Source organism: Serratia sp. Je.1.23.a, from assembly GCF_051129805.1.
In the GTDB taxonomy this organism is placed as follows: Bacteria; Pseudomonadota; Gammaproteobacteria; order Enterobacterales; family Enterobacteriaceae; genus Serratia; species Serratia liquefaciens.
In genome coordinates, this window is the sequence record NZ_JBCPSR010000002.1 from 233,075 (window position 1) to 252,439 (window position 19,365).

Annotated in this window: 19 protein-coding genes; 5 read left to right on the forward strand and 14 right to left on the reverse strand. The window is 60.2% G+C overall.

The annotated features are described in order from the left end of the window. Position 1 precedes the first annotated feature (1 nt). From AAZT04_RS08840 to AAZT04_RS08855, 4 genes are all read left to right on the forward strand, one after another. Positions 2–373 carry a RidA family protein gene (locus AAZT04_RS08840; protein ID WP_115058549.1) on the forward strand — a complete coding sequence of 124 codons (372 nt, stop codon included), beginning with the start codon at positions 2–4 and terminating at the stop codon, positions 371–373. A gap of 59 nt (positions 374–432) precedes the next feature. Next, entirely contained in the window at positions 433–1,620 is a 1,188-nt protein-coding gene (locus tag AAZT04_RS08845) for an aromatic amino acid transaminase (protein ID WP_401526706.1), read from the forward strand. Between the two features lie 17 nt (positions 1,621–1,637). Beyond that, positions 1,638–3,038: an amino acid permease gene (locus AAZT04_RS08850; protein WP_020827610.1), complete on the forward strand. Its 1,401-nt coding sequence runs from the start codon at positions 1,638–1,640 to the stop codon at positions 3,036–3,038. 140 nt (positions 3,039–3,178) lie between these two features. Beyond that, complete coding sequence (locus tag AAZT04_RS08855; RefSeq protein WP_046375019.1) at positions 3,179–4,051, forward strand: DMT family transporter; 873 nt, start codon at positions 3,179–3,181, stop codon at positions 4,049–4,051. 25 nt (positions 4,052–4,076) lie between these two features. Here the strand turns inward: AAZT04_RS08855 and AAZT04_RS08860 are convergent, their stop codons facing one another. The 14 genes from AAZT04_RS08860 to paaA all read right to left on the reverse strand — a co-directional run bounded on the left by AAZT04_RS08860 (position 4,077) and on the right by paaA (position 16,918). Beyond that, entirely contained in the window at positions 4,077–5,558 is a 1,482-nt protein-coding gene (locus AAZT04_RS08860; RefSeq protein ID WP_434679741.1) for a PLP-dependent aminotransferase family protein, read from the reverse strand. 81 nt (positions 5,559–5,639) lie between these two features. After that, positions 5,640–6,236, reverse strand: a complete 597-nt coding sequence (paaY, locus tag AAZT04_RS08865) for a phenylacetic acid degradation protein PaaY (RefSeq protein ID WP_020827607.1) — start codon at positions 6,234–6,236, stop codon at positions 5,640–5,642. A gap of 12 nt (positions 6,237–6,248) precedes the next feature. Beyond that, positions 6,249–7,187, reverse strand: coding sequence for a phenylacetic acid degradation operon negative regulatory protein PaaX (paaX, locus tag AAZT04_RS08870; protein WP_434679745.1), 939 nt, complete (start codon positions 7,185–7,187; stop codon positions 6,249–6,251). 78 nt (positions 7,188–7,265) lie between these two features. Next, positions 7,266–8,573 (reverse strand): phenylacetate--CoA ligase PaaK, encoded by a 1,308-nt coding sequence (gene paaK, locus AAZT04_RS08875; protein ID WP_041414726.1) that lies wholly within the window; start codon positions 8,571–8,573, stop codon positions 7,266–7,268. 15 nt (positions 8,574–8,588) lie between these two features. Next, entirely contained in the window at positions 8,589–9,794 is a 1,206-nt protein-coding gene (gene pcaF / locus AAZT04_RS08880; RefSeq protein WP_434679748.1) for a 3-oxoadipyl-CoA thiolase, read from the reverse strand. Continuing rightward, entirely contained in the window at positions 9,791–10,231 is a 441-nt protein-coding gene (gene paaI, locus AAZT04_RS08885) for a hydroxyphenylacetyl-CoA thioesterase PaaI (protein WP_020827603.1), read from the reverse strand. The genes pcaF and paaI overlap by 4 nt, the downstream gene beginning before the upstream one ends. After that, on the reverse strand, positions 10,231–11,751 hold the full coding sequence (locus AAZT04_RS08890; RefSeq protein ID WP_048760387.1) for a 3-hydroxyacyl-CoA dehydrogenase: 1,521 nt from the start codon (positions 11,749–11,751) through the stop codon (positions 10,231–10,233). The genes paaI and AAZT04_RS08890 overlap by 1 nt, the downstream gene beginning before the upstream one ends. A 2-nt stretch (positions 11,752–11,753) precedes the next feature. Continuing rightward, positions 11,754–12,545 (reverse strand): 2-(1,2-epoxy-1,2-dihydrophenyl)acetyl-CoA isomerase PaaG, encoded by a 792-nt coding sequence (gene paaG, locus AAZT04_RS08895; RefSeq protein ID WP_020827601.1) that lies wholly within the window; start codon positions 12,543–12,545, stop codon positions 11,754–11,756. Between the two features lie 3 nt (positions 12,546–12,548). Next, complete coding sequence (gene paaF / locus AAZT04_RS08900) at positions 12,549–13,322, reverse strand: 2,3-dehydroadipyl-CoA hydratase PaaF (RefSeq protein ID WP_048760382.1); 774 nt, start codon at positions 13,320–13,322, stop codon at positions 12,549–12,551. Positions 13,323–13,331: 9 nt separating this feature from the next. Further along, positions 13,332–14,390 (reverse strand): 1,2-phenylacetyl-CoA epoxidase subunit PaaE, encoded by a 1,059-nt coding sequence (gene paaE / locus AAZT04_RS08905; RefSeq protein ID WP_129940806.1) that lies wholly within the window; start codon positions 14,388–14,390, stop codon positions 13,332–13,334. A 14-nt stretch (positions 14,391–14,404) separates the two neighbouring features. After that, the gene (gene paaD / locus AAZT04_RS08910; protein WP_020827598.1) at positions 14,405–14,902 is read right to left on the reverse strand and encodes a 1,2-phenylacetyl-CoA epoxidase subunit PaaD; all 498 of its coding nucleotides are present in this window, start codon (positions 14,900–14,902) and stop codon (positions 14,405–14,407) included. A gap of 9 nt (positions 14,903–14,911) precedes the next feature. Next, the gene (paaC, locus tag AAZT04_RS08915; RefSeq protein WP_128865346.1) at positions 14,912–15,673 is read right to left on the reverse strand and encodes a 1,2-phenylacetyl-CoA epoxidase subunit PaaC; all 762 of its coding nucleotides are present in this window, start codon (positions 15,671–15,673) and stop codon (positions 14,912–14,914) included. An 8-nt stretch (positions 15,674–15,681) separates the two neighbouring features. Next, positions 15,682–15,969 carry a 1,2-phenylacetyl-CoA epoxidase subunit PaaB gene (gene paaB, locus AAZT04_RS08920; protein ID WP_020827596.1) on the reverse strand — a complete coding sequence of 96 codons (288 nt, stop codon included), beginning with the start codon at positions 15,967–15,969 and terminating at the stop codon, positions 15,682–15,684. A 10-nt stretch (positions 15,970–15,979) separates the two neighbouring features. Then, positions 15,980–16,918 carry a 1,2-phenylacetyl-CoA epoxidase subunit PaaA gene (paaA, locus tag AAZT04_RS08925; protein WP_308738018.1) on the reverse strand — a complete coding sequence of 313 codons (939 nt, stop codon included), beginning with the start codon at positions 16,916–16,918 and terminating at the stop codon, positions 15,980–15,982. Between the two features lie 318 nt (positions 16,919–17,236). Here paaA and paaZ point away from each other — a divergent pair, with 318 nt between their 5' ends. Next, positions 17,237–19,309 (forward strand): phenylacetic acid degradation bifunctional protein PaaZ, encoded by a 2,073-nt coding sequence (gene paaZ, locus AAZT04_RS08930; protein WP_046373208.1) that lies wholly within the window; start codon positions 17,237–17,239, stop codon positions 19,307–19,309. The last annotated feature ends 56 nt before the right edge of the window (positions 19,310–19,365 follow it).

A 19,365-nucleotide genomic window follows, 5' to 3' on the forward strand; every position in this document is an offset into this window, starting at 1 on the left:
CATGCGCACCATCATTGACACCGGCCTGCCGGAAATCGGTCAACCTTTCTCCTGGGCCACCCAGGGCGGCGGCATGTTGTTCACCGCCCATGGCCCGGTCAGAGCCGACGGCAGTATTGAAACCGGCGCGCCGGAAAAGCAGATTACCCTGACATTCGATAATTTGGCTCAAACCCTGAAAGCGGCAAATAGCCACAGCGATAAGGTATTACAGGTCATTATTTATCTGACCGATGTCAATGACGTTAAATTACTCGATGAAATTTACAAAAAATACTTTAACTTCCCTTATCCCAATCGTTCAACGGTGATAGTCGATAAACTGGTGGTGCCCGGCATGAAAATAGAAATAACCGTTAGCGCCACCGTCTGATTTATCTATTACTTAATTCCCACCTGCTCATTCATTCAATAATGAATAAAGGAATCGCTATGTTTAATCACATTGGCCGTTCGGCGGCCGATCCTATTATGTCGTTGATGGAAGCTTATTTACAGGATGGAAATAGCCAGAAAGTGAATCTGGGCATTGGTCTTTATTACGATCGGCAGGGCAGGATCCCGCTGATGCAGGCGGTAGAGGCGGCGGAGCAGCGCCTGCTTGAGCGGCGCAGCCCACACGGCTATCCGCCAATCGAAGGTTCAGCGCTGTTTGCCCAACAGGTGCAGGCATTGTTGTTTGGCGAGGCGGCAACAGCGTCGATAGCTACGGTACAAACCGTCGGCGGCTCCGGTGCACTGAAGCTGGCGGCGGATTTTATTCATCACTTTCTGTCGCGCCGTGACATCTGGGTCTCTGATCCCACCTGGGCCAATCACTGGGCCATCTTTGAGGGGGCCGGGCTGACGGTGCACACCTATCCGTACTTCGATGAGGCCAACGGTGGGCTGCGCTTTGACGCGATGCTGGATACGTTAGGCAGTCTGCCGGAAGGCAGCGTGGTGCTGCTGCACCCCTGCTGCCATAACCCGACCGGCACCGATCTCAGCCAGGCACAGTGGCGTGCCACCCTCGAAGTGCTGCAGCGCCGTCGCCTGCTGCCGTTGTTCGATATTGCCTACCAAGGGTTTGGCGAGGGGCTGGATGAAGACTGCTTTGCCCTGCGTGAGGCGCTGAAAACGGATCTGGAATTTATGGTCGCCAACTCATTTTCGAAAAATGTCGCCCTCTATGGTCAACGGCTGGGTGGGCTTTCGGTTTGTTGCGCCGGCCCAGAGAGTGCGGAGAACGTCAAAGGCGCATTAAAAACGCTGATCCGCCGCAGTTACTCCTGCCCGCCGACCCATGGCAGCCAGATTGTGGAAACCCTGCTGACGGACCCCGATTTGCGTCAACAGTGGGAGAGCGAACTGGCAGGCATGCGTCAACGCATTCAACAGATGCGCCAAATTCTTTCCGCCGGCTTGGAGCAGGGGGGATCGCAACTGGACTACCGTCGCATCCGTGACCAAAAAGGGATGTTCAGCTACACCGGCCTGAACCCCCAGCAGCTTGAACGACTGCGGCAACATTACGCCATCTATCTGGTGGCGCCTGGCCGCATGTGCCTGCCGGGCCTGAACCAAAACAATGTCGACTACGTTACTGCCGCCATTCTGGACGTCACCCGCACTGCATGAAAAGGTAGGAGACTGCTATGAAACAGATAAAAGGTTTTGACGAAATCGCCCGGCGGCAAGGCGGGTTGCAGAAACAGCTCACCGCCGGGCAGATGTCGATGCTGGCGATCGGCGGCGCTATCGGTACCGGGCTGTTTCTCGGCAGCGCCTATGCCATTCAGATGGCCGGGCCCAGCGTATTGCTGAGCTATTTTATCGGCGGCATCGTAGCGTTATTACTGATGGGATGCCTGGCGGAAATGACCTCCGAACACCCGACGCCGGGCTCGTTTGGCGACTATGCCGAATTTTACATCAGCCCGCTGTTTGGTTTTCTGGTGCGTTATTCTTACTGGTCCTGCGTGGTATTGGCGGTGGGGACCGAGGTGACAGCCATCGGCATGTATATGCAGTTCTGGTTCCCGACCACGCCAATCTGGCCCTGGGTGCTGTTGTTCTCTGCGGCGGTGATCCTGATTAACGTGATTGGCGTTAAATCGTTCGGCCAGGTGGAATATGCGCTGTCGACCATCAAGGTGGTGGCCATTGCCGCCTTTATCGCCATCGGCATCGGTATTCTGATGTTTTCTGCCAACCCGGCCTTTGGTCTGCAAAACTTTACTGCCAACGGTGGCTTCTTCCCGTTTGGCGTGAAAGGCATGTGGTTTGCGGTGATCGTGTCGATTTTCAGCTACCTGAGCATTGAGATGATCGCCGTCGCCGCCGGTGAGGCCAAGAACCCGGTGATTGCGGTAAAAACCGCGTTCAAGGGCACCATTTTACGACTGTTCATTTTCTACATGCTGTCGATTGCGCTGATGCTGGCGATCGTTCCCTGGCGGCAGTCCGGTACCGGCGAAAGCCCGTTCCTGGTGGCGATGAACGTCATCCACCTGCCTGCCGCCGCCGGTATCTTCAACTTTATCGTTCTGGTGGCCGCGCTGTCGGCGATGAACAGCCAACTGTATATCACCACCCGCATGATGTTCTCGCTGTCACGCGCTGGGCAAGCTCCGGCTGCGCTGGGCCGGGTCAGTAAACGCGGCATCCCGGTAAGCGCGCTGGCGATGTCCTGCATCGGCATCGTGGTGTCGATCGTGTTGAGTCTGGTCTACCCGCAAAAATCCTTTGCCGCTATGATGTCTATTTCGGTGTACGGTGCCTGCTTTACCTGGCTGATGATTTTTGTCACGCACCTGTTTTTCCGCCGTCAGCACCGGCAAACCCACCTTAAATTTCGCATGTGGGGCTTTCCTTACACCACGCTGGCCGGTGCCGGTTTGATGGCCGCGTTGCTGATCTCGACGGCGTTCACCGAATTTTTCAGGATGACGCTGTGGTTTGGCATTCCGTTTACCCTGCTGTTGGTGGCTATCTACTTCTTCTACAGCCGTCATCAGCCCGTACCCGCGGTAATGGAAACACCGAGCGTGGAGTAAACCGGTTCACTGAAAATGTGAATATGTGGCTCTGGTGATAAACCACTTTATCCGGAGAATAAGCCTTTTCTGGGGTTATGGAGTGGTTTGCAATGAGCAGTGGGACAGAAAAACGGCGCCTTATTGGCTGTAGCAACAGTATGCCGGTGGCCAGGCATTCGGCGCAGGGATGGATCAACGGCTTTCTGGGCATGTTGATTTTCAGCGGTTCTTTGCCTGCCACTCGCGTGGCGGTGCAAGAGTTTGATCCCATGTTTCTCACCGCGATGCGCGCGGTGCTAGCGGCCTTGCTGGCTCTGAGTGCATTGACGCTGATGCGCCAGCGTTGGCCGCAGCGCCGAGACCTGGCGCCGTTGGCACTCACCGCGCTCGGGGTGGTGATCGGTTTTCCTTTGCTCACGGCGCTAGCCTTGCAGCACACCACCTCGGCGCATGCGCTGGTGTATATCGGGCTGTTGCCGCTGGCTACCGCCTGCTTCGGTGTACTGCGGGGCGGTGAGCGGCCCAAAGCCGCTTTCTGGCTGTTCTCGGTGTTGGGGAGCCTACTGGTTGGCGCTTTTGCGTTAAGCCAGGGGGCGACTGGCTCCTGGCTTGGCGATCTGCTGATGGTGGCCGCGGTGCTGCTTTGTGGCCTGGGCTATGCGGAAGGCGCGGTGCTGACGCGCAAGCTTGGCGGCTGGCAGGTGATCTCCTGGGCGCTGGTGGTGGCTTTGCCGTTGACGGCAGCGGCGGCCGTGGTGACGGCCCCACCAGCCTGGCCACAGGTCAGCGTCGGCGCCTGGTGTTCTCTGGGCTACATTTCGCTGTTCAGCATGTGGATTGGCTTTATCTTTTGGTATCGCGGTTTGGCGCAGGGGGGCATCGCCGCCGTGGGACAGCTGCAATTGCTGCAGCCGTTTTTTGGTCTGGCGCTGGCCGGGCTGGTGCTGCATGAAAGCATTCAACCTTCAATGATTGCGGTAATGGTCGGCGTATTGGTGTGCGTGTACGGCGCCAAGCGTTTTTCGCGGTAAGTAATAAGACGGGGTAAGGCCTGCCTTACCCCGTAGCCAAGGCCGCCAGCACCCGGTTCAGCTTTTGGGCCGCCTGGTGGATCTGCTGTTCCGTGTAGCCCCCCAACCCGAGTATCAATCCATTTTTCCCGCTGCCGGGGCTATACATCGGCGAAAGTGCACCGACGGCTATCCCGGCCTCGGCGGCTTTGCGGGCAACCTGCCGATCGTCCACATCCGCTTTTAACCACAGCAGCATATGCATGCCCTGATCGCTGGGGTGCAGAGTGGCCAGCTCGGCAGAAACCTGCGCGTTGATGGCGTCGGTCAGCACTCGCCTTTTTTCCGCATACACGCCGCGCATTTTACGAATGTGGCGATCCAGATGCCCCTGCGCCATAAAACTGGCCAGAACGTATTGATCGGCACTGGGAGGATGGCGATCCATCAGCACTCGCGCACCGCAGAAGGCATTCACCAGGGGCTGAGGAACGATGGCGTAGCCCAGACGCAGCGAAGGGAACAGCACCTTGCTGAAGGTTCCCAGGTAGATAACCCTGGCCGGATCCAACCCCTGCAACGAAGGAAACGGGTGGCCGGAATAACGCATTTCACTGTCGTAATCGTCTTCGACGATCCAGGCCTGCTGCGCTTTGGCCCATGCCAGCAGCTCAAGCCGGCGCGACATGCTCATGGGCATACACAAGGGGTACTGATGAGAGGGAGTGACAAAGGCGGCTCTGGCCAGCGGCGCGATTTTCCTGCCTGCGTCGACCGCTATGCCTTCGCTGTCCACCGGCACTCTGGCCATTTTCCGGTCTCTGAAGACGGTATTAAAAATGGCGGTAATGCCATGATAAGCGGGATCTTCAACCCAGGCGGTCTCACCGGCATCCAGCAGAATCTGCGTGGCGAGATAGAGCCCCTGCTGTGTGCCGGAGGTGATGATCACCTGTTCCGGCGTGCAGTGCACCGAACGGGACTTGCGAACGTATTCGCATATCGCCTCACGCAGCGGCAATGCGCCCTGCGGTTCGCCATACCCGGCGGGGGCGCCGGGGCCTCTGGCGCGGATACGGTTGCCGAGCCTGCGCCAAACGTCGTCGGGCGCGGTATCGTTGATCGGTACCGAGACGGTGAAGGGGACCGGTGGCAGAGGGCGCAACTGGGCGGCAAAGTGTTCCAGGGCCAGCGCCTGATCGGAAAGCGGCATATCGCCGGCGTCCGGGTGTTTGACCGGCGCGGGGGCTGGGCGGGTGAGCGACAACGCCACCCGAGTGCCCGAACCGAGCTGCGCTTCGAGAAATCCTTCCGCCGTCAGTTGTTCGAAGGCGGCCAGCACCGTTCCTCTGGCAAGCTGTAATGCGCCCGCCAGTACGCGGGTTGAGGGCAGCAGATCGCCCGGTTTAAGTTCGCCTTTGCCTATGGCAGCGCGCAGCGCCTGGGCAAGTTGCAGGCTAAGCTGCCCCGCATGGCGATCAAGCTCGCCGATAGCGGGGACTTCAACCGTTTTGGCCGTTCTGGGCATCTATTCCGGTCCAGATAAAAGTGGGTTAACAGGGTGTTTACTGTAAACCACTTTTGGTCTGAATAGCGGTTTTCGACAGGATTAAAGCTGGCTTTTCGGGATCAGGTGGTCGCCAAAGCTCAGGCGTTGACGGCCCGGTTCAATGGCGGTCAGTGGCGCAACCTCCTGCAGCGAGGATTTACAGCGTTCAACCAGATCGTGGTATTCGCGCGTACCGGCGACTTTCCACGCCAACTCCTGTTCGGTCAGGTCACGCAATACTCGCGCCGGGCTGCCGACCACCAGCTTATTGGCCTCGATCACCGCGGCAGCCTTGACGAATGCCATGGCGCCGACGATGGTGTTTTCGCCGATCTCTGCACCGTCCATGATCACCGCGTTCATGCCGACCATGGCGTTACGGCGGATGCGACAACCGTGCAAGATGGCGCCGTGGCCGATGTGCCCGTCCTGCTCCACCACGGTGTCCTGCTGCGGAAAACCGTGCATCACGCAGTTGTCCTGAATATTGGCGCCATCGCTAATCACCAGCCGGCCAAAGTCGCCGCGCAGGCTGGCGTTGGGGCCGATATAAACCCGTTTGCCGACGATCACATCGCCAATCAGTACGGCGGTAGGGTGTACGTAACTGCTGGGATCGATCACTGGCGTCAGGCCGTCAATCTGATACACGGGCATAGCAAAGTTTCCTTATACTGTAGGGTCGCGTGGCAGGCCGCCGAAACGCCGATAATAGCTGGCTGCCGGGGCAGGCAGAGCGCCGATAGTGGTCTCGGTCATGGCGCTGACATACTCGGTCGCTGCGCGGTCTACCCGCTGATAAATATTGATGCACAGGTTACGGGCAATCTGTCCTTCCCACTGCGCTGGCAGCAGGGCGTCCGGCAGCAGAGGATCTTTGAGCACCACGCGCCGGAAGAAGTGGATCAATAATAGCTTAATCTGGAAACAGCGCTGGGGCGTCAGCAGCGCTTCATCGGCTTCGCGCAGAAGCGCCATCAGGGGGCGGAAAGAGACGATAAATTCGTGATAATCGGCAGCGACGTCAGCCAGCGCCCAGCAGTTGGCCACCAGCTGTTGCAGGGTTTTCTCCGAGCGGTTATAGGGATAGTCGGCGCGGAAGTAGATCACCTGTTCGCTGGCGTTAAGTTCGCCGAGCAGGGCGGTGACGTCGGTTTGCGCGTGGGTGGGGGCCGCCATCAGATTGCTGGCTATTTGGCCGAAGCCCAGCCAACCCAGCTCTTTTTTCAACCGTGCCCGCTCCTCCTTTTCCGCGCTTTCCAGCAACAGCAAATCCCATTTCCCGTCCCAGGCGGGCGGTTCGCTGAGATAGATTTTCGACTCGGCATGGCGGAACTGACGCATACCCTGATCGGTCACCCGATAGAAGCTGCGACGGCCGATTTTTTCAACCTCCAGCCAGCCCTCTTTCTGCAGGCGAAATACCGAGGTGCGCACGAAGCGGTCACCAAAACCCAGGGCCTCCAGCAGCGCGCTCAGGCTGCCAAGCCAGACTTCGCCGCCCCGGTGGCTCAGCGCATCGCCGTAGAGGGAGATAATCAGCGAGGTGCCGCTGATCGGCTGAGCCTCTATAGCATGGCGGATAAACTCATCCAGTTTATGTTCCATATTTTTCCATGGGTTAGCCGACGGTGAAGCACAACATTACCACAAATCATTCGGGCGTCATCCGTGACGCCGGGGCAATCAGCGAGGCCGCAGATCGACCACGCGCTGGGCTTTGCCTTCTGAACGTGGGATATCGCCGCAGTTGGCGATGCTGACATCGGTGCTGACGCCGATAATCGACTTGATATGGTGGCGTAACTGGTGGCAAATCTCACAGCGTTGCTGGTGGCTGAGGCTGAGCGCCGCTTCCTTCAATTCAACGCGCACCGCCAGGGTATCCAGGTGCCCGCTGCGGCTGACCTGCAGCTGATAGTGTGGCGACAGCTGTTCGAACTGCATGATTTGCTCTTCCACCTGCGACGGGAACACGTTGACGCCGCGGATGATCAGCATGTCGTCGGAGCGGCCGGTAATTTTCCCCATGCGACGCATCTGGCGCGCGTCGCCCGGCAGCAGGCGGGTGAGGTCGCGGGTACGGTAGCGGATCACCGGCAGCGCTTCTTTGGTCAGCGTGGTAAACACCAGCTCGCCGTGTTGGCCGTCCTGCAGCGTCACGCCGGTTTCCGGACAGATGATTTCCGGCAGGAAATGGTCTTCCCAGATGGTCGGGCCGCCGCCGCTTTCGGCGCATTCCATCGCCACGCCCGGCCCCATTACTTCGGACAGGCCGTAAATATCCAGCGCCTTGATGCCCATACGGCTTTCAATTTCATGCCGCAGCGCTTCGGTCCAGGGTTCGGCACCAAAGACGCCGAGGCGCAGCGAGCAGCCACGGGCGTCGCCGCCCATTTTGCGTTCCAGCTCGTCGATCAGCGTCAGGCAGTAGGACGGTGTCACCATGATCACATCGGGTTTGAAATCCAGGATCAGCTGCGCCTGCCTTTCGGTTTGCCCACCGGACATCGGGATCACCGTCGCCCCGAGTCGCTCCGCGCCGTAATGAGCCCCCAGCCCGCCGGTGAACAGGCCATAGCCGTATGCCACGTGCACCTTGTCTTTGGCGGTAGCGCCGGCGGCACGCAGGCTGCGCGCGACGATATCGGCCCAATTATCGATATCCCGCTGGGTGTAGCCGACCACCGTCGGTCGGCCGGTGGTCCCTGACGAGGCATGAATACGCACCACCTGTTCCATCGGCACGGCGAAGGTGTCGAACGGGTAGTTGTCGCGCAGGTCCTGCTTGGTGGTATAAGGGAAACGAGCCAGATCGCTCAGCTGTTTGAGATCGTCGGGATGGACGCCCGCCTGATCGAACTTGCGTCGGTACATCGGCACATTGTTGTAGGCGTGGTGCAGCGTCCATTTAAGGCGCTCCAGTTGCAGCGCCTCAATCTCATCGCGCGAGGCGAACTCAATGGCGTCGAGTGGCTGTGGATTCATTGTCATAGTTAGCCTCGGGGGTCAGACTCGCTCAATAATCATGGCGATGCCCTGGCCGACGCCAATGCACATGGTGCAAAGCGCGTAGCGGCCGGAACGCCGTTCCAGTTCGAACAGGGCAGCTAACGCCAGACGCGCGCCGCTCATGCCCAGTGGATGACCAAGGGCGATCGCGCCGCCGTTGGGGTTCACCTGCGGGGCGTCGTCAGGCAACCCAAGCTGGCGCAATACTGCCAGCGCCTGGGCGGCAAAAGCCTCGTTCAGTTCAATGACATCCATTTGCGCCAGGCTCAGCCCGGCCAGTTCCAGCACTTTACGGGTGGCCGGTAGCGGACCTATGCCCATTAAACCGGGTTCGACGCCGCAGGTTGCCGTCGCGACGATGCGCGCACGCGGTGTTAATCCCTGACTCACTGCTATTGCCTCCGAGGCGACGATCAGCGCCGCTGCGCCGTCGTTCAGGCCGGAAGCGTTGCCGGCGGTCACCGTGCCGGGTTGGCGGAACGGGGTTTTCAGCGCCTGCAGCTGTTCCAGCCGCGTATCTGCACGCGGGTGTTCGTCCTGGTCAAACAGGGTGACCGCGCCTTTCTTGCCGCTGAGGCTGACCGGCACGATCTCCTGCGCGAATATCCCCAACGCTTGCGCTCGCGCGGCCCGTTGCTGGCTGCGCAGAGCGAAGGCGTCCTGATCGGCGCGGCTGACGTTGAATTTTTCCGCTACGTTTTCGGCGGTTTCGGGCATGGATTCGGTGCCGTATTGCGCCTGCATCAGCGGGTTGATAAACCGCCAGCCGAGCGTGGTGTCATACAGCTGCGTCTGACGGCTGAAGGCGCTGTCGGCCTTACCCATCACCAACGGGGCCCGGGTCATCGATTCTGCGCCGCCGGCCAATACCAAACCGGCTTCACCGGCCTTGATGCTGCGGGCCGCCATCGCCAGCGCGTCCAATCCCGAGCCGCACAGGCGGTTGAGCGTGGTGCCGGAAACGTTAACCGGCAGGCCCGCCAGCAATGCCGCCATACGGGCCAAATTGCGGTTGTCTTCCCCAGCCTGATTGGCGCAGCCGAGGATCACGTCGTCAACCCTCGACCAGTCCACCTGCGAGTGGCGGGCCAACAGGGCGCGCAGCGGCAGTGCGGCCAAGTCATCGGCGCGGACGTTGGCCAGGGCGCCGCCGTAACGGCCAATCGGCGTGCGGACGCCGTCGCAGATAAAAGCCTGGTTCATGCTTGCTCCCCTAAAATGGCGTGACCGAGCCGATGTGCGCGGCCGCGAAACCAGGCGACGGTTTTGCCCAGTTGATTGACAATCTCCACGTCATACAGACCGGTGGTTTTGCCCTGATGGCGCACCTCAGCGCTGGCCGTCAGGCGATCGCCGGCCAGCGCCGGGCGGATAAAGTCTATGCTGCAGCCGGACGCTACCGCCGCCAGCCCCTGGCTGTTGCAGGCGTAGGCGAAAGCGGTGTCCGCCAGGCTGAACAGTTGCCCGCCGTGGCAGGTCTGGTGGCCGTTGAGCATCTGCGGCCCGACGGTCATGCTGACTTTTGCGAACCCGGCGTCGACGGCATCCACCCGCATGCCCATCGCCTGGGCGCAGGTGTCCTGCTGAAACATCTGTTCGGCGCAGCGTTGCGCCAGCGCGTGGGGCGTATTGGCATTCATCATTGGGCTCCTGAAGAAAGGGATGCGTAGTGGCGCAGCAACGGCATCGGGCGATAGCGGGGTTCGCCGTAGAAGCGTTGCAGATTTTCCAGCGTGGTCAGGATGTGTCGCCAGCCTAATGACGCACCCCATTCCAGCGGGCCGCGCGGGTAGTTAACCCCGCAGCGCATGGCGTGGTCGGTATCGGCGGCGCTGGCGACGCCCTTGTTCACCACGTCGAGCGCTTCATTCGCCAACATGGCGAGGGTGCGCATCACCAGCAGGCCCGGGTAGTCCGGCAACAGGATTACTTTCTTGCCAAGGGATTGCAGCAGACGTACCACAGTGGCGTTGTGTCGGGCATCGTTTTGCGCCGCGCAGCTGATGGCGACGGTGGAGGCCTGGGCATACTGGGCGGACAGATCAAACAGCACCACGGGGGTTCCGGTTTCATCGGCGACCTGGCTGGCTGTTTTACCATTTGTTAACATAAATGTAACTTCATCGAGCTGGGCAAAAGCACTGGTCTGGCCGGGTTGTATGATCGCCTCCGCATTTCCTGCCAGTAACTCGGCCAGCAGAGTGACGCCTGCCGCATCGCCGTGCAGCTTAATGCTGTGCGGCAATTCCGCTGAGGATGCAGGTAACCCGGCGACAATTTGAGGTGGCGCTTGTTTGTCGTAGCGATAAAAGCCGCACCCGCTTTTGCGGCCCAGACGCCCGGCGGCCACCCGTTCCTGCTGCACCAAAGACGGCGTGAAGCGCGGATCCTGGAAGAAGGCCTGAAACACTGATTCAGTGACGGCGTAATTGATGTCCTGACCAATCATATCGGTCAGTTGCAGTGGCCCCATGGCGAAGCCGCCTGCGTCGCGAATTACCGCATCCAGCGTGGCGGCGTCGGCAACTTGTTCTTCGAGCGCGCGCAGGGTTTCGGCGTAAAAAGGTCGCGCCACGCGGTTAACGATAAAGCCGGGCGTGGAACGGCACAGCACGCTTTGTTTGCCCCATTGCCGGGTCAGCGCCTGCAGTTCGGCAACGGTTTCGGCGCTGGTGTCCAACCCGCTGACGATCTCGACCAGCTTCATCACCGGTGCCGGGTTGAAGAAGTGCAAACCGGCCAGGCGCTGTGGATGGCGCAGCGCACCGCCGATGGCGGTAATCGACAGCGATGAAGTGTTGCTGGCGAACAGTGCGGCGGGGGAACACAGCGCTTCCAGCTCACGAAACAGGCTCTGTTTGATCGCCAGTTTTTCCGCCACCGCTTCTATCACCAGTGCGCTGTCGGCCAACTGGTCAAGCGACTCGACCGGCTGAATACGGCCCAGCAGGGCCTCGGTGGCATCGGCGTCGGCCTTGCCGGACTCGACCCTTTGGCGCAGGCGTTGGCCTAACGCATCGAGTGCCTGCCGGGCGGCGGCGGCATCGATATCAAACAGCCACACCGGATGCCCGGCCCCGGCCGCCACCTGGGCGATACCGATGCCCATGGTGCCGGCACCAATCACGGCGACCCTTGCGTTGACGTTCGGCAGGTTCATGATTATTTCCCGCTGAAATTAGGGGGGCGTTTGGCGAAGAAGGCGCTGACGCCTTCGCGGTAGTCGTCGCTGCGGCCGCCGAGGCGCTGCAGGTCGCGTTCCAGATCGAGCTGCTGATCGAGGGTATTGTTCGCCGAGCTGTAGAGGGCTTTTTTAATCAGCCCCAGCCCGTAAGTGGGTTGGGTGGCCAGGTGTTGTGCCAGCGTTTGGCTGGTGGCGGCCAGTTGGTCCGCCGCTACCACCTGCCAGATCATGCCCCATGCCAGCGCCTGTTGTGCGCTGACTTTATCTCCCAGCAGCGCCATGCCCATGGCGCGGGCGTGGCCTGCCAAACGGGGCAGGAACCAGCTGCCGCCGGAGTCCGGCACCAGCCCCAGACGGCAGAAAGACTGAATAAAATTGGCGTTATCGGCGGCGATCACGATATCGCAGGCCAGCGCCAGCGCTGCGCCGGCCCCCGCCGCGACACCGTTGACGGCGCACACCACCGGCTTTGGCAGGGCGGTCAGACGACGGATCAGCGGATTGTAAAAACGCTCTACCGACAGGCCGAGATCCGGCGCCTGCTGTTCGACGCTGACGTTGCGATCGTTCAGATCCTGCCCGGCGCAAAAGCCACGTCCCGCACCGGTGATCAGCAGGCAGCGTACGGTTTCGTCCCGCTCGGCGAGGGTCAAGGCTTCGCTCAGTTGGCGGTGCATCTCGTCGTTGAAGCTATTGAGCCGGTCTGGCCGATTGAGGGTCAGCGTCAGCACCCCGGCTTCAAGGTGGGTGAGAATCAATGCGTTTTCCATAAATCAGCGCCCCTGATAGTTTGGCGTACGTTTTTCGAAGAAGGCGGCGATGCCCTCGCGGCGATCGTCGGTGGCGGCCAGGGTGGCAAACTGCTGGCGTTCGATGAGCAGCCCTTGGCTAAGGCCGGTTTCCTCCGCCTGTTTCAGCGCCTGTTTGGCGGCGCGCAGTGCCAGCGGGGCCTGCCTGCCGATGTGCTCGGCGATCTGCTGTGCGCGTTCCAGCGTCAGGGCATCGACGCACACTTCACTGACCAACCCGCACTGCAATGCGCGCGAGGCGTTAATGGCTTCGCCACTCAGCACCATCTGACTGGCGAAGGACTTGCCGACGCAGCGAATCAAGCGCTGAGTGCCGCCGGCCCCTGGCATCAGGCCGAGGGTGATTTCCGGCAGGCCAAAACGGGCGCTTTCGCCGCAAATGACAATGTCGCAGGCCAGCGCCAGCTCGCAGCCGGCGCCGAGCGCATAGCCGTTCACTGCCGCCAGCAGCGGTTTACTGAACTGCGCCAGCCGTTGCCACAACAGCGGGCGGCGATCCGTCAGCGTAGCGGGCAGGTCCTGCCGTTGCAGTTCGTGCAGATCGGCACCGGCGGCAAAGAAACGCGTTGTGCCGGTGATCACTACTGCGCCAATGGCGGTATCGGCATCGGCCTGTTCCAGTAAATACACCAGCTGCTCCAGGCAGGGTGTGTTCAGGGCATTGCGCGCTTGTGGACGGTGCAGTTCCAGCGTCAGCACGCGCGCCTGGCGATGTTGCAGGATCAAAGGGGTTTCCATTGGCGGCTCCTATACGTCAAAGTCCAGCACCACACCGTCACCGCGTGGCCACGACTGGCAGCTCAATACGTAGCCTGCCGCGAGTTGATCCGGCTCCAGGCTGTAGTTGACGGCCATGTCCACCTGACCGGCCTTTAACCGGCACTTGCAGGTGGCGCACACGCCGCCTTTGCAGGCATAGGGAAGATCCGCACCCTGACGCAGCGCCGCGTCCAGAATGCTGTCGTCCTGCGAACCGACCTCGATATCCAACCGGCGGCCGTCGAGCAAAATCGCCACTCGCGTGGCGTTGCGCGGGGTGTCGTTGACCGAGCTGGCGACCACGCCGCTGGTGTTAAAGCGCTCGCTGTGGATACGCTCGGCGGCTACGCCAGCCTGTTCCAGCACGCTTTGGGCGTCGTCCATCATGGTTTGCGGGCCGCAGATAAAGGCATGGTCATAGTCGCGGTAATCCAGCAGCGCGCCGCCGATCGCCAACAGGCGCTCGCGGTCGATGCGCCCACTGAGCAGCGGGCTGTCGAGGCTCTCCTGGCTGAACAGATACAGCGGCTGAAAACGTTGTGGATAGCGGTTTTTCAGATCGGACAGCGTCTCCTTGAACATCACCGAACGGCTGCTGCGGTTGCCGTAAATCAGCGTGAAGCTGCTGTTTGGTTCAAGTTGCAGGGTGGCTTTGATGATCGACAGCATCGGCGTGATGCCGGAACCGGCGGCAATCGCCAGATAGTTGCCGCTGTTTTCCGCCTGTGGCTGGTAGCCGAAACGGCCCTGCGGCACCATCACCTCCAGCGCGTCGCCGACTTTCAGTAGCCGATTAACGAACGAGGAAAAGCGCCCCTGATGGATGGCTTTAACGCCGATCTGCAGCAGCCCTTCCTGAGGAGCGCTGCAGATGGAGTAGCAGCGGCGCAGCTCTTCGCCATCCACCTGCGCCTTTAGCGTCAGATGTTGGCCGGGGGTGTAGCAGTAATGACTTTTCAGCTCTTCGGGCACGCGCAGAGTGATAGCTACGGCGTCCGGCGTTTCGCGCTCGATGGCGGCGACGTTCAGGCGATGGAAGACCGTCATGGTTTTCTGCGCTCCTAAATGCATTTGAAATAGTCGAAGGGTTCGCGGCAATCGCAGCAGCGATACAGCGCTTTGCAGGCGGTGGAGCCGAATTCGCTGATTTTTTCGCTGTGGGTGCTGCCGCAGCGCGGGCAGGGCACCGGGCCTGCAGCCTGCGGTTTGTCGCAGGTATGGCCCTGTGGCGGTGCGACGCCGTATTCACGCAGTCGTTCACGCGCCGAGGCGTTCATCCAGTCGGTGGTCCACGCCGGGCTGAGGCGAATGTCGACTTTGACCGGGGCAAAGCCGGCCTCGGCCAGCCGCTGCTCGATGGCTTCGAGCAGGAACTCGGTGGCGGGGCAGCCGGAGTAGGTTGGCGTAAAGGTAATGCGCCAGCCGTCGCCGTCGGCTTCAACGTCGCGAACCATGCCCAGATCGGTAATTGACAGCACCGGCAGTTCCGGATCGCTGATCTGTTGCAGGCAGTGCCAGATTTGCGGAATTTCCGCGGCCTGCAGCCGGGTAATGTTCATAGCGGCCCCTTACCAGTTTGCGTTGGGATAGGCGCGTTGCAGGAACTGCATCTCGGCCAGCAGCGGACCGAGATGTTCGCTGTGCCGACCCTGTTTACCGCCGTGGCGGAACGCCTGCTCTGCCGGCAGCGTCAGGGTGGCCTGTTGCAGCGTTTCTTCAACCAACGCCAGCCACGGAGCCTCAAGCTGGCGCGGATCGGCGGCGATACCCTGTTCTGCCAACTGCAGTTCAAGCTCGTCGGCATGGAACAGCTCGGCGGTAAAACGCCACAGGCCATCCAGCGACTGCTGCATTTTTTGGTGGCTGACGGGGCTGCCGTCACCCAGACGGATCATCCAGCCACGGCTGAAACGCAGGTGGTAATGCGCCTCTTTCAGTGACTTGGCGGCGATGGCGGCGAGTTGCGCATCGCGACTTTGGCTCAAGGCCTGATGCAACTGCACGTGGTAGGCGTCCATCAGGAACTGCCGCACCAGAGTGTCGTTGAAGCCGCCGTTGGGCTGTTCCGCCAGCAGCAGGTTATGGAACTCACGTTCGTCACGGCCGAAGGCCAGTCGGTCTTCGCTGAATTGCGGCCCGGCCAGTTCGGCGGCATAACCGAGAAAGTTGCGTGCCTGGCCGAGTAGGTCCAGGCCGATATTGGCCAGCGCCAGATCGATCTCCAGTTCCGGCGCGTGGCCGCACCAGGCGCACAAGCGCTGGGCGAGGATCAGTGGCGTATCGCCCTGACGCAGGACATAGGTGACGAGTGGATCGTTATTGAAGGTCATGGTCGCCCCTACATGTTCTTGATGCCGTCGGGAATGGTGTAGAACGTCGGATGACGGTAGATCTTGTCATCGGACGGATCGAAAAAGGCTTCGCGATCTTCCGGCTGCGAGGCGATCAGGTGGCTGGATTGCACCACCCAGATTGAGCAGCCTTCGTTGCGGCGGGTATAGGCATCGCGGGCGTTTTCCAGCGCCATCTGGTCGTCGGCGGCGTGCAGGCTGCCGACGTGACGGTGCGCCAGCCCTTGTTTGCTGCGGATAAACACTTCATACAGTGGCCATTGGGCATGTGTCATCATCGGTTCCTTATGCGGCGGTTGAGGTGTTTTTTGACGCGTGGGCCAGAGCGCCATCGCGTACCCAGGCACCGTCCTCCCAGGCGCGGCGTTTGGCTTGCAGCCGTTCGTGGTTACATTGGCCGCGCCCCTTGATCACCTCATGCAGTTCACTCCAGTCGATTTCGCCAAAGCGGTAGTGACCTTTGGCTTCGTCCCAGGCCAAATCGGCGTCCGGTGCGACCATGCCCAGGGCTTCCAACTGGGGGACGGTGTTGTCGACAAATTTCTGCCGTAACTCATCGTTGCTGTGGCGTTTGATTTTCCAGGCCATGCTCTGCGCACTGTGCGGTGAATCGGTATCGCTGGGGCCAAACATCATCAGTACCGGCCACCAGAAGCGGTTAATCGCATCTTGCAGCATGGCTTTCTGTTGTTCGCTGCCGTTAGCCATCGCCATGACCGCTTCGTAACCCTGGCGCTGGTGGAAGCTCTCTTCCTTGCAAATTTTCACCATCGCCCGCGCATAGGGGCCGTAGGACGCACGACACAGCGCCACCTGGTTGACGATGGCCGCGCCGTCCACCAACCAGCCGATCACCCCGATATCCGCCCAGTTGAGCGTCGGGTAATTGAAGATCGAGGAGTATTTCATCTTGCCGTCGAGCATCTTCTGGTAGATATCCTGACGAGAGCAGCCCAGGGTTTCCGCGGCGCTGTACAGGTACAGGCCGTGTCCCGCTTCGTCCTGCACCTTGGCCAACAACACCGCCTTGCGGCGCAGGGTAGGTGCGCGCGTCAACCAGTTGGCTTCCGGTAACATGCCGACCACTTCGGAATGGGCATGTTGGCCAATCTGGCGGATCAGGTTTTGGCGGTAGGCGTCCGGCATCCAGTCTTTGGCCTCAATCGAGGTATCCGCCGCAATTTTGTCGTCGAAGTGCTGCTGATGTTGCGCGTCAGTTGTCATGCGTGCCTCTTGGTGATTCGTATTTTTCACATTAAATATAAAAATGTGAATCACGTTAACTAACCATAAGGCTACAAACTGATAACAAAAAGATCAAACGGCATTTGTGTGGTTTTGCGAGGGTGCTCACAAGGAATGTTGTTATAATGTTGTTTTTAAATGAGATTGAAAATTAATTCATGAGGGTAAAACGCCTGTCTGAGCGCTTTCAATGCCTGGTTGTTTTTATTTTGTTAAATTTCATTCTGGTGAAAACTGGACAATATGTGATACGTAATTAATCCTTGTGGTGTAAATTTATGAATTCCGGAGGAGCAAATGCAGCAGCTACACAGTTATCTTTCTGGCGCCTGGGTGTACGGCCAGGGTAAGGCCCGTGAAATCCACCATGCCGTCACCGGCCAACCGCTGTATCAGGTTTGTTCCGACGGGCTACCGCTGGCCGCCAGTCTGGAGTATGCGCGCAGCAAGGGCGGCAAGGCGCTGGCACAGATGACCTTCCAGCAGCGCGCGCAAATGATGAAAGCGGTGGCTAAGCACCTGCTGGCCAACAAAGAAACGCTGTATGAGATTTCGTACCAGACCGGCGCGACTCGCAGTGACGGCTGGGTGGATATCGAAGGCGGTATCGCCACGCTGTTTGCCTATGCCGGGCTGGCAGGGCGCGAGCTGCCGGACGATACCCTGTGGCCGGAAGACGAACTGATCCCGCTGTCCAAACAGGCGCAGTTTGCCGCCCGACACGTGCTGACTTCACGCCCTGGCGTGGCGTTGCATATTAATGCTTTTAACTTTCCCTGCTGGGGGATGCTGGAAAAACTGGCGCCCACCTGGTTGGCCGGCATGCCGGCGATCATCAAACCGGCGACCGCCACGGCGCAGCTGACGCAGGCGATGGTCAGACTGATTATCGACAGCGGTCTGGTGCCAGAGGGCGCGTTGCAACTGGTATGCGGTGGCGTCGGCGATATGTTTGAACATCTGGATTATCAGGATGCGGTGACCTTTACCGGCTCGGCGCAGACCGGTCAGCAGCTGCGTGCACACCCGCGCCTGTTGCAAAAGTCGATTGCTTTCACCATGGAGGCAGACTCGCTCAACTGCTGCGTGCTGGGCGAGGACGTTACGCCGCAGATGCCGGAGTTTGCGCTGTTTATCAAAGAAGTGTGCCGCGAGATGACCGCCAAGGCCGGGCAAAAATGTACCGCAATTCGGCGGATTATCGTGCCGGCGAAACGGGTGGCAGAGGTACAGCAGGCGCTGTTGCAGCGGCTGAGTGGCGTCACGGTGGGCGATCCTAAACTGGAACAGGTGCGGATGGGGGCCTTGGTCAGCCGCGAACAGCGCGACGATGTGCAACAGAAGGTGGATTACCTGCTGCATAACGGTTGCGAACCGTTGTGCGGCGCGAGAACGGATAACCTTGAGGTGAGCGGGGCAGGCGTGCAGCAGGGGGCTTTTTATCCGGCCACGCTGTTGTACTGTGCCGATCCCTTTAGCCATCAGGCGGTGCATGGCACCGAAGCATTCGGCCCGGTAGCGACGCTGATGCCCTATCAGCATACCGAACAGGCGATTGAGCTGGCGTTAATGGGCCAGGGAAGTCTGGCTGGCTCACTGGTGACCGCCGATGAGGCGCTGGCGACGCGCTTTATTCGCGCCACCGCCTGCGCGCATGGCCGAATGCTGATCCTGGATCAACAGGCAGCGGTGGAGTCCACCGGCCACGGTTCTCCGTTGCCGATGCTGGTGCACGGCGGGCCAGGGCGAGCCGGTGGCGGTGAAGAATTGGGTGGGCTACGCGCGGTAAAACACTATATGCAACGCACGGCCATTCAGGGCAGTCCGGCCATGCTGGCGGCAATCGGCCGTGAGTGGGTACGCGGCGCGACGGTGATTGAAGAGCCGGTACATCCGTTCCGCAAATATTTCGAGCAACTGCGCCTGGGCGAAAGCCTGCTGACGGCGCGGCGTACCGTGACCGAGGCCGATATCGTCAATTTTGCCTGCCTGAGTGGCGACCACTTCTATGCCCATATGGACAAGATCGGCGCGGCCGAATCGCTGTTTGGCGAGCGGGTCGCGCACGGCTACTTTGTGGTTTCTGCCGCCGCCGGGCTGTTTGTTGATCCGGGCGTCGGACCGGTGATTGCCAACTACGGTATGGAAAACCTGCGCTTTATCGAGCCGGTGAAGATTGGCGATACCCTTCAGGTGCGGCTGACCTGCAAAAAGAAAATCCGTAAGCCGCAGAAAACGGCGGAGGATCGTCCACACGGCGTGGTGGTATGGGATGTTCAGGTACTCAACCAACATCAGCAGGCGGTGGCGCTGTACAGTATCCTGACGTTGGTGGCGCGGCAGGAAGGGGACTTCGGTCCGACAAGCTAAAGGCCGGTGAGATGGCGCCATGGTAAGATGCACCATCTCCTGACACAGAGTTTGTG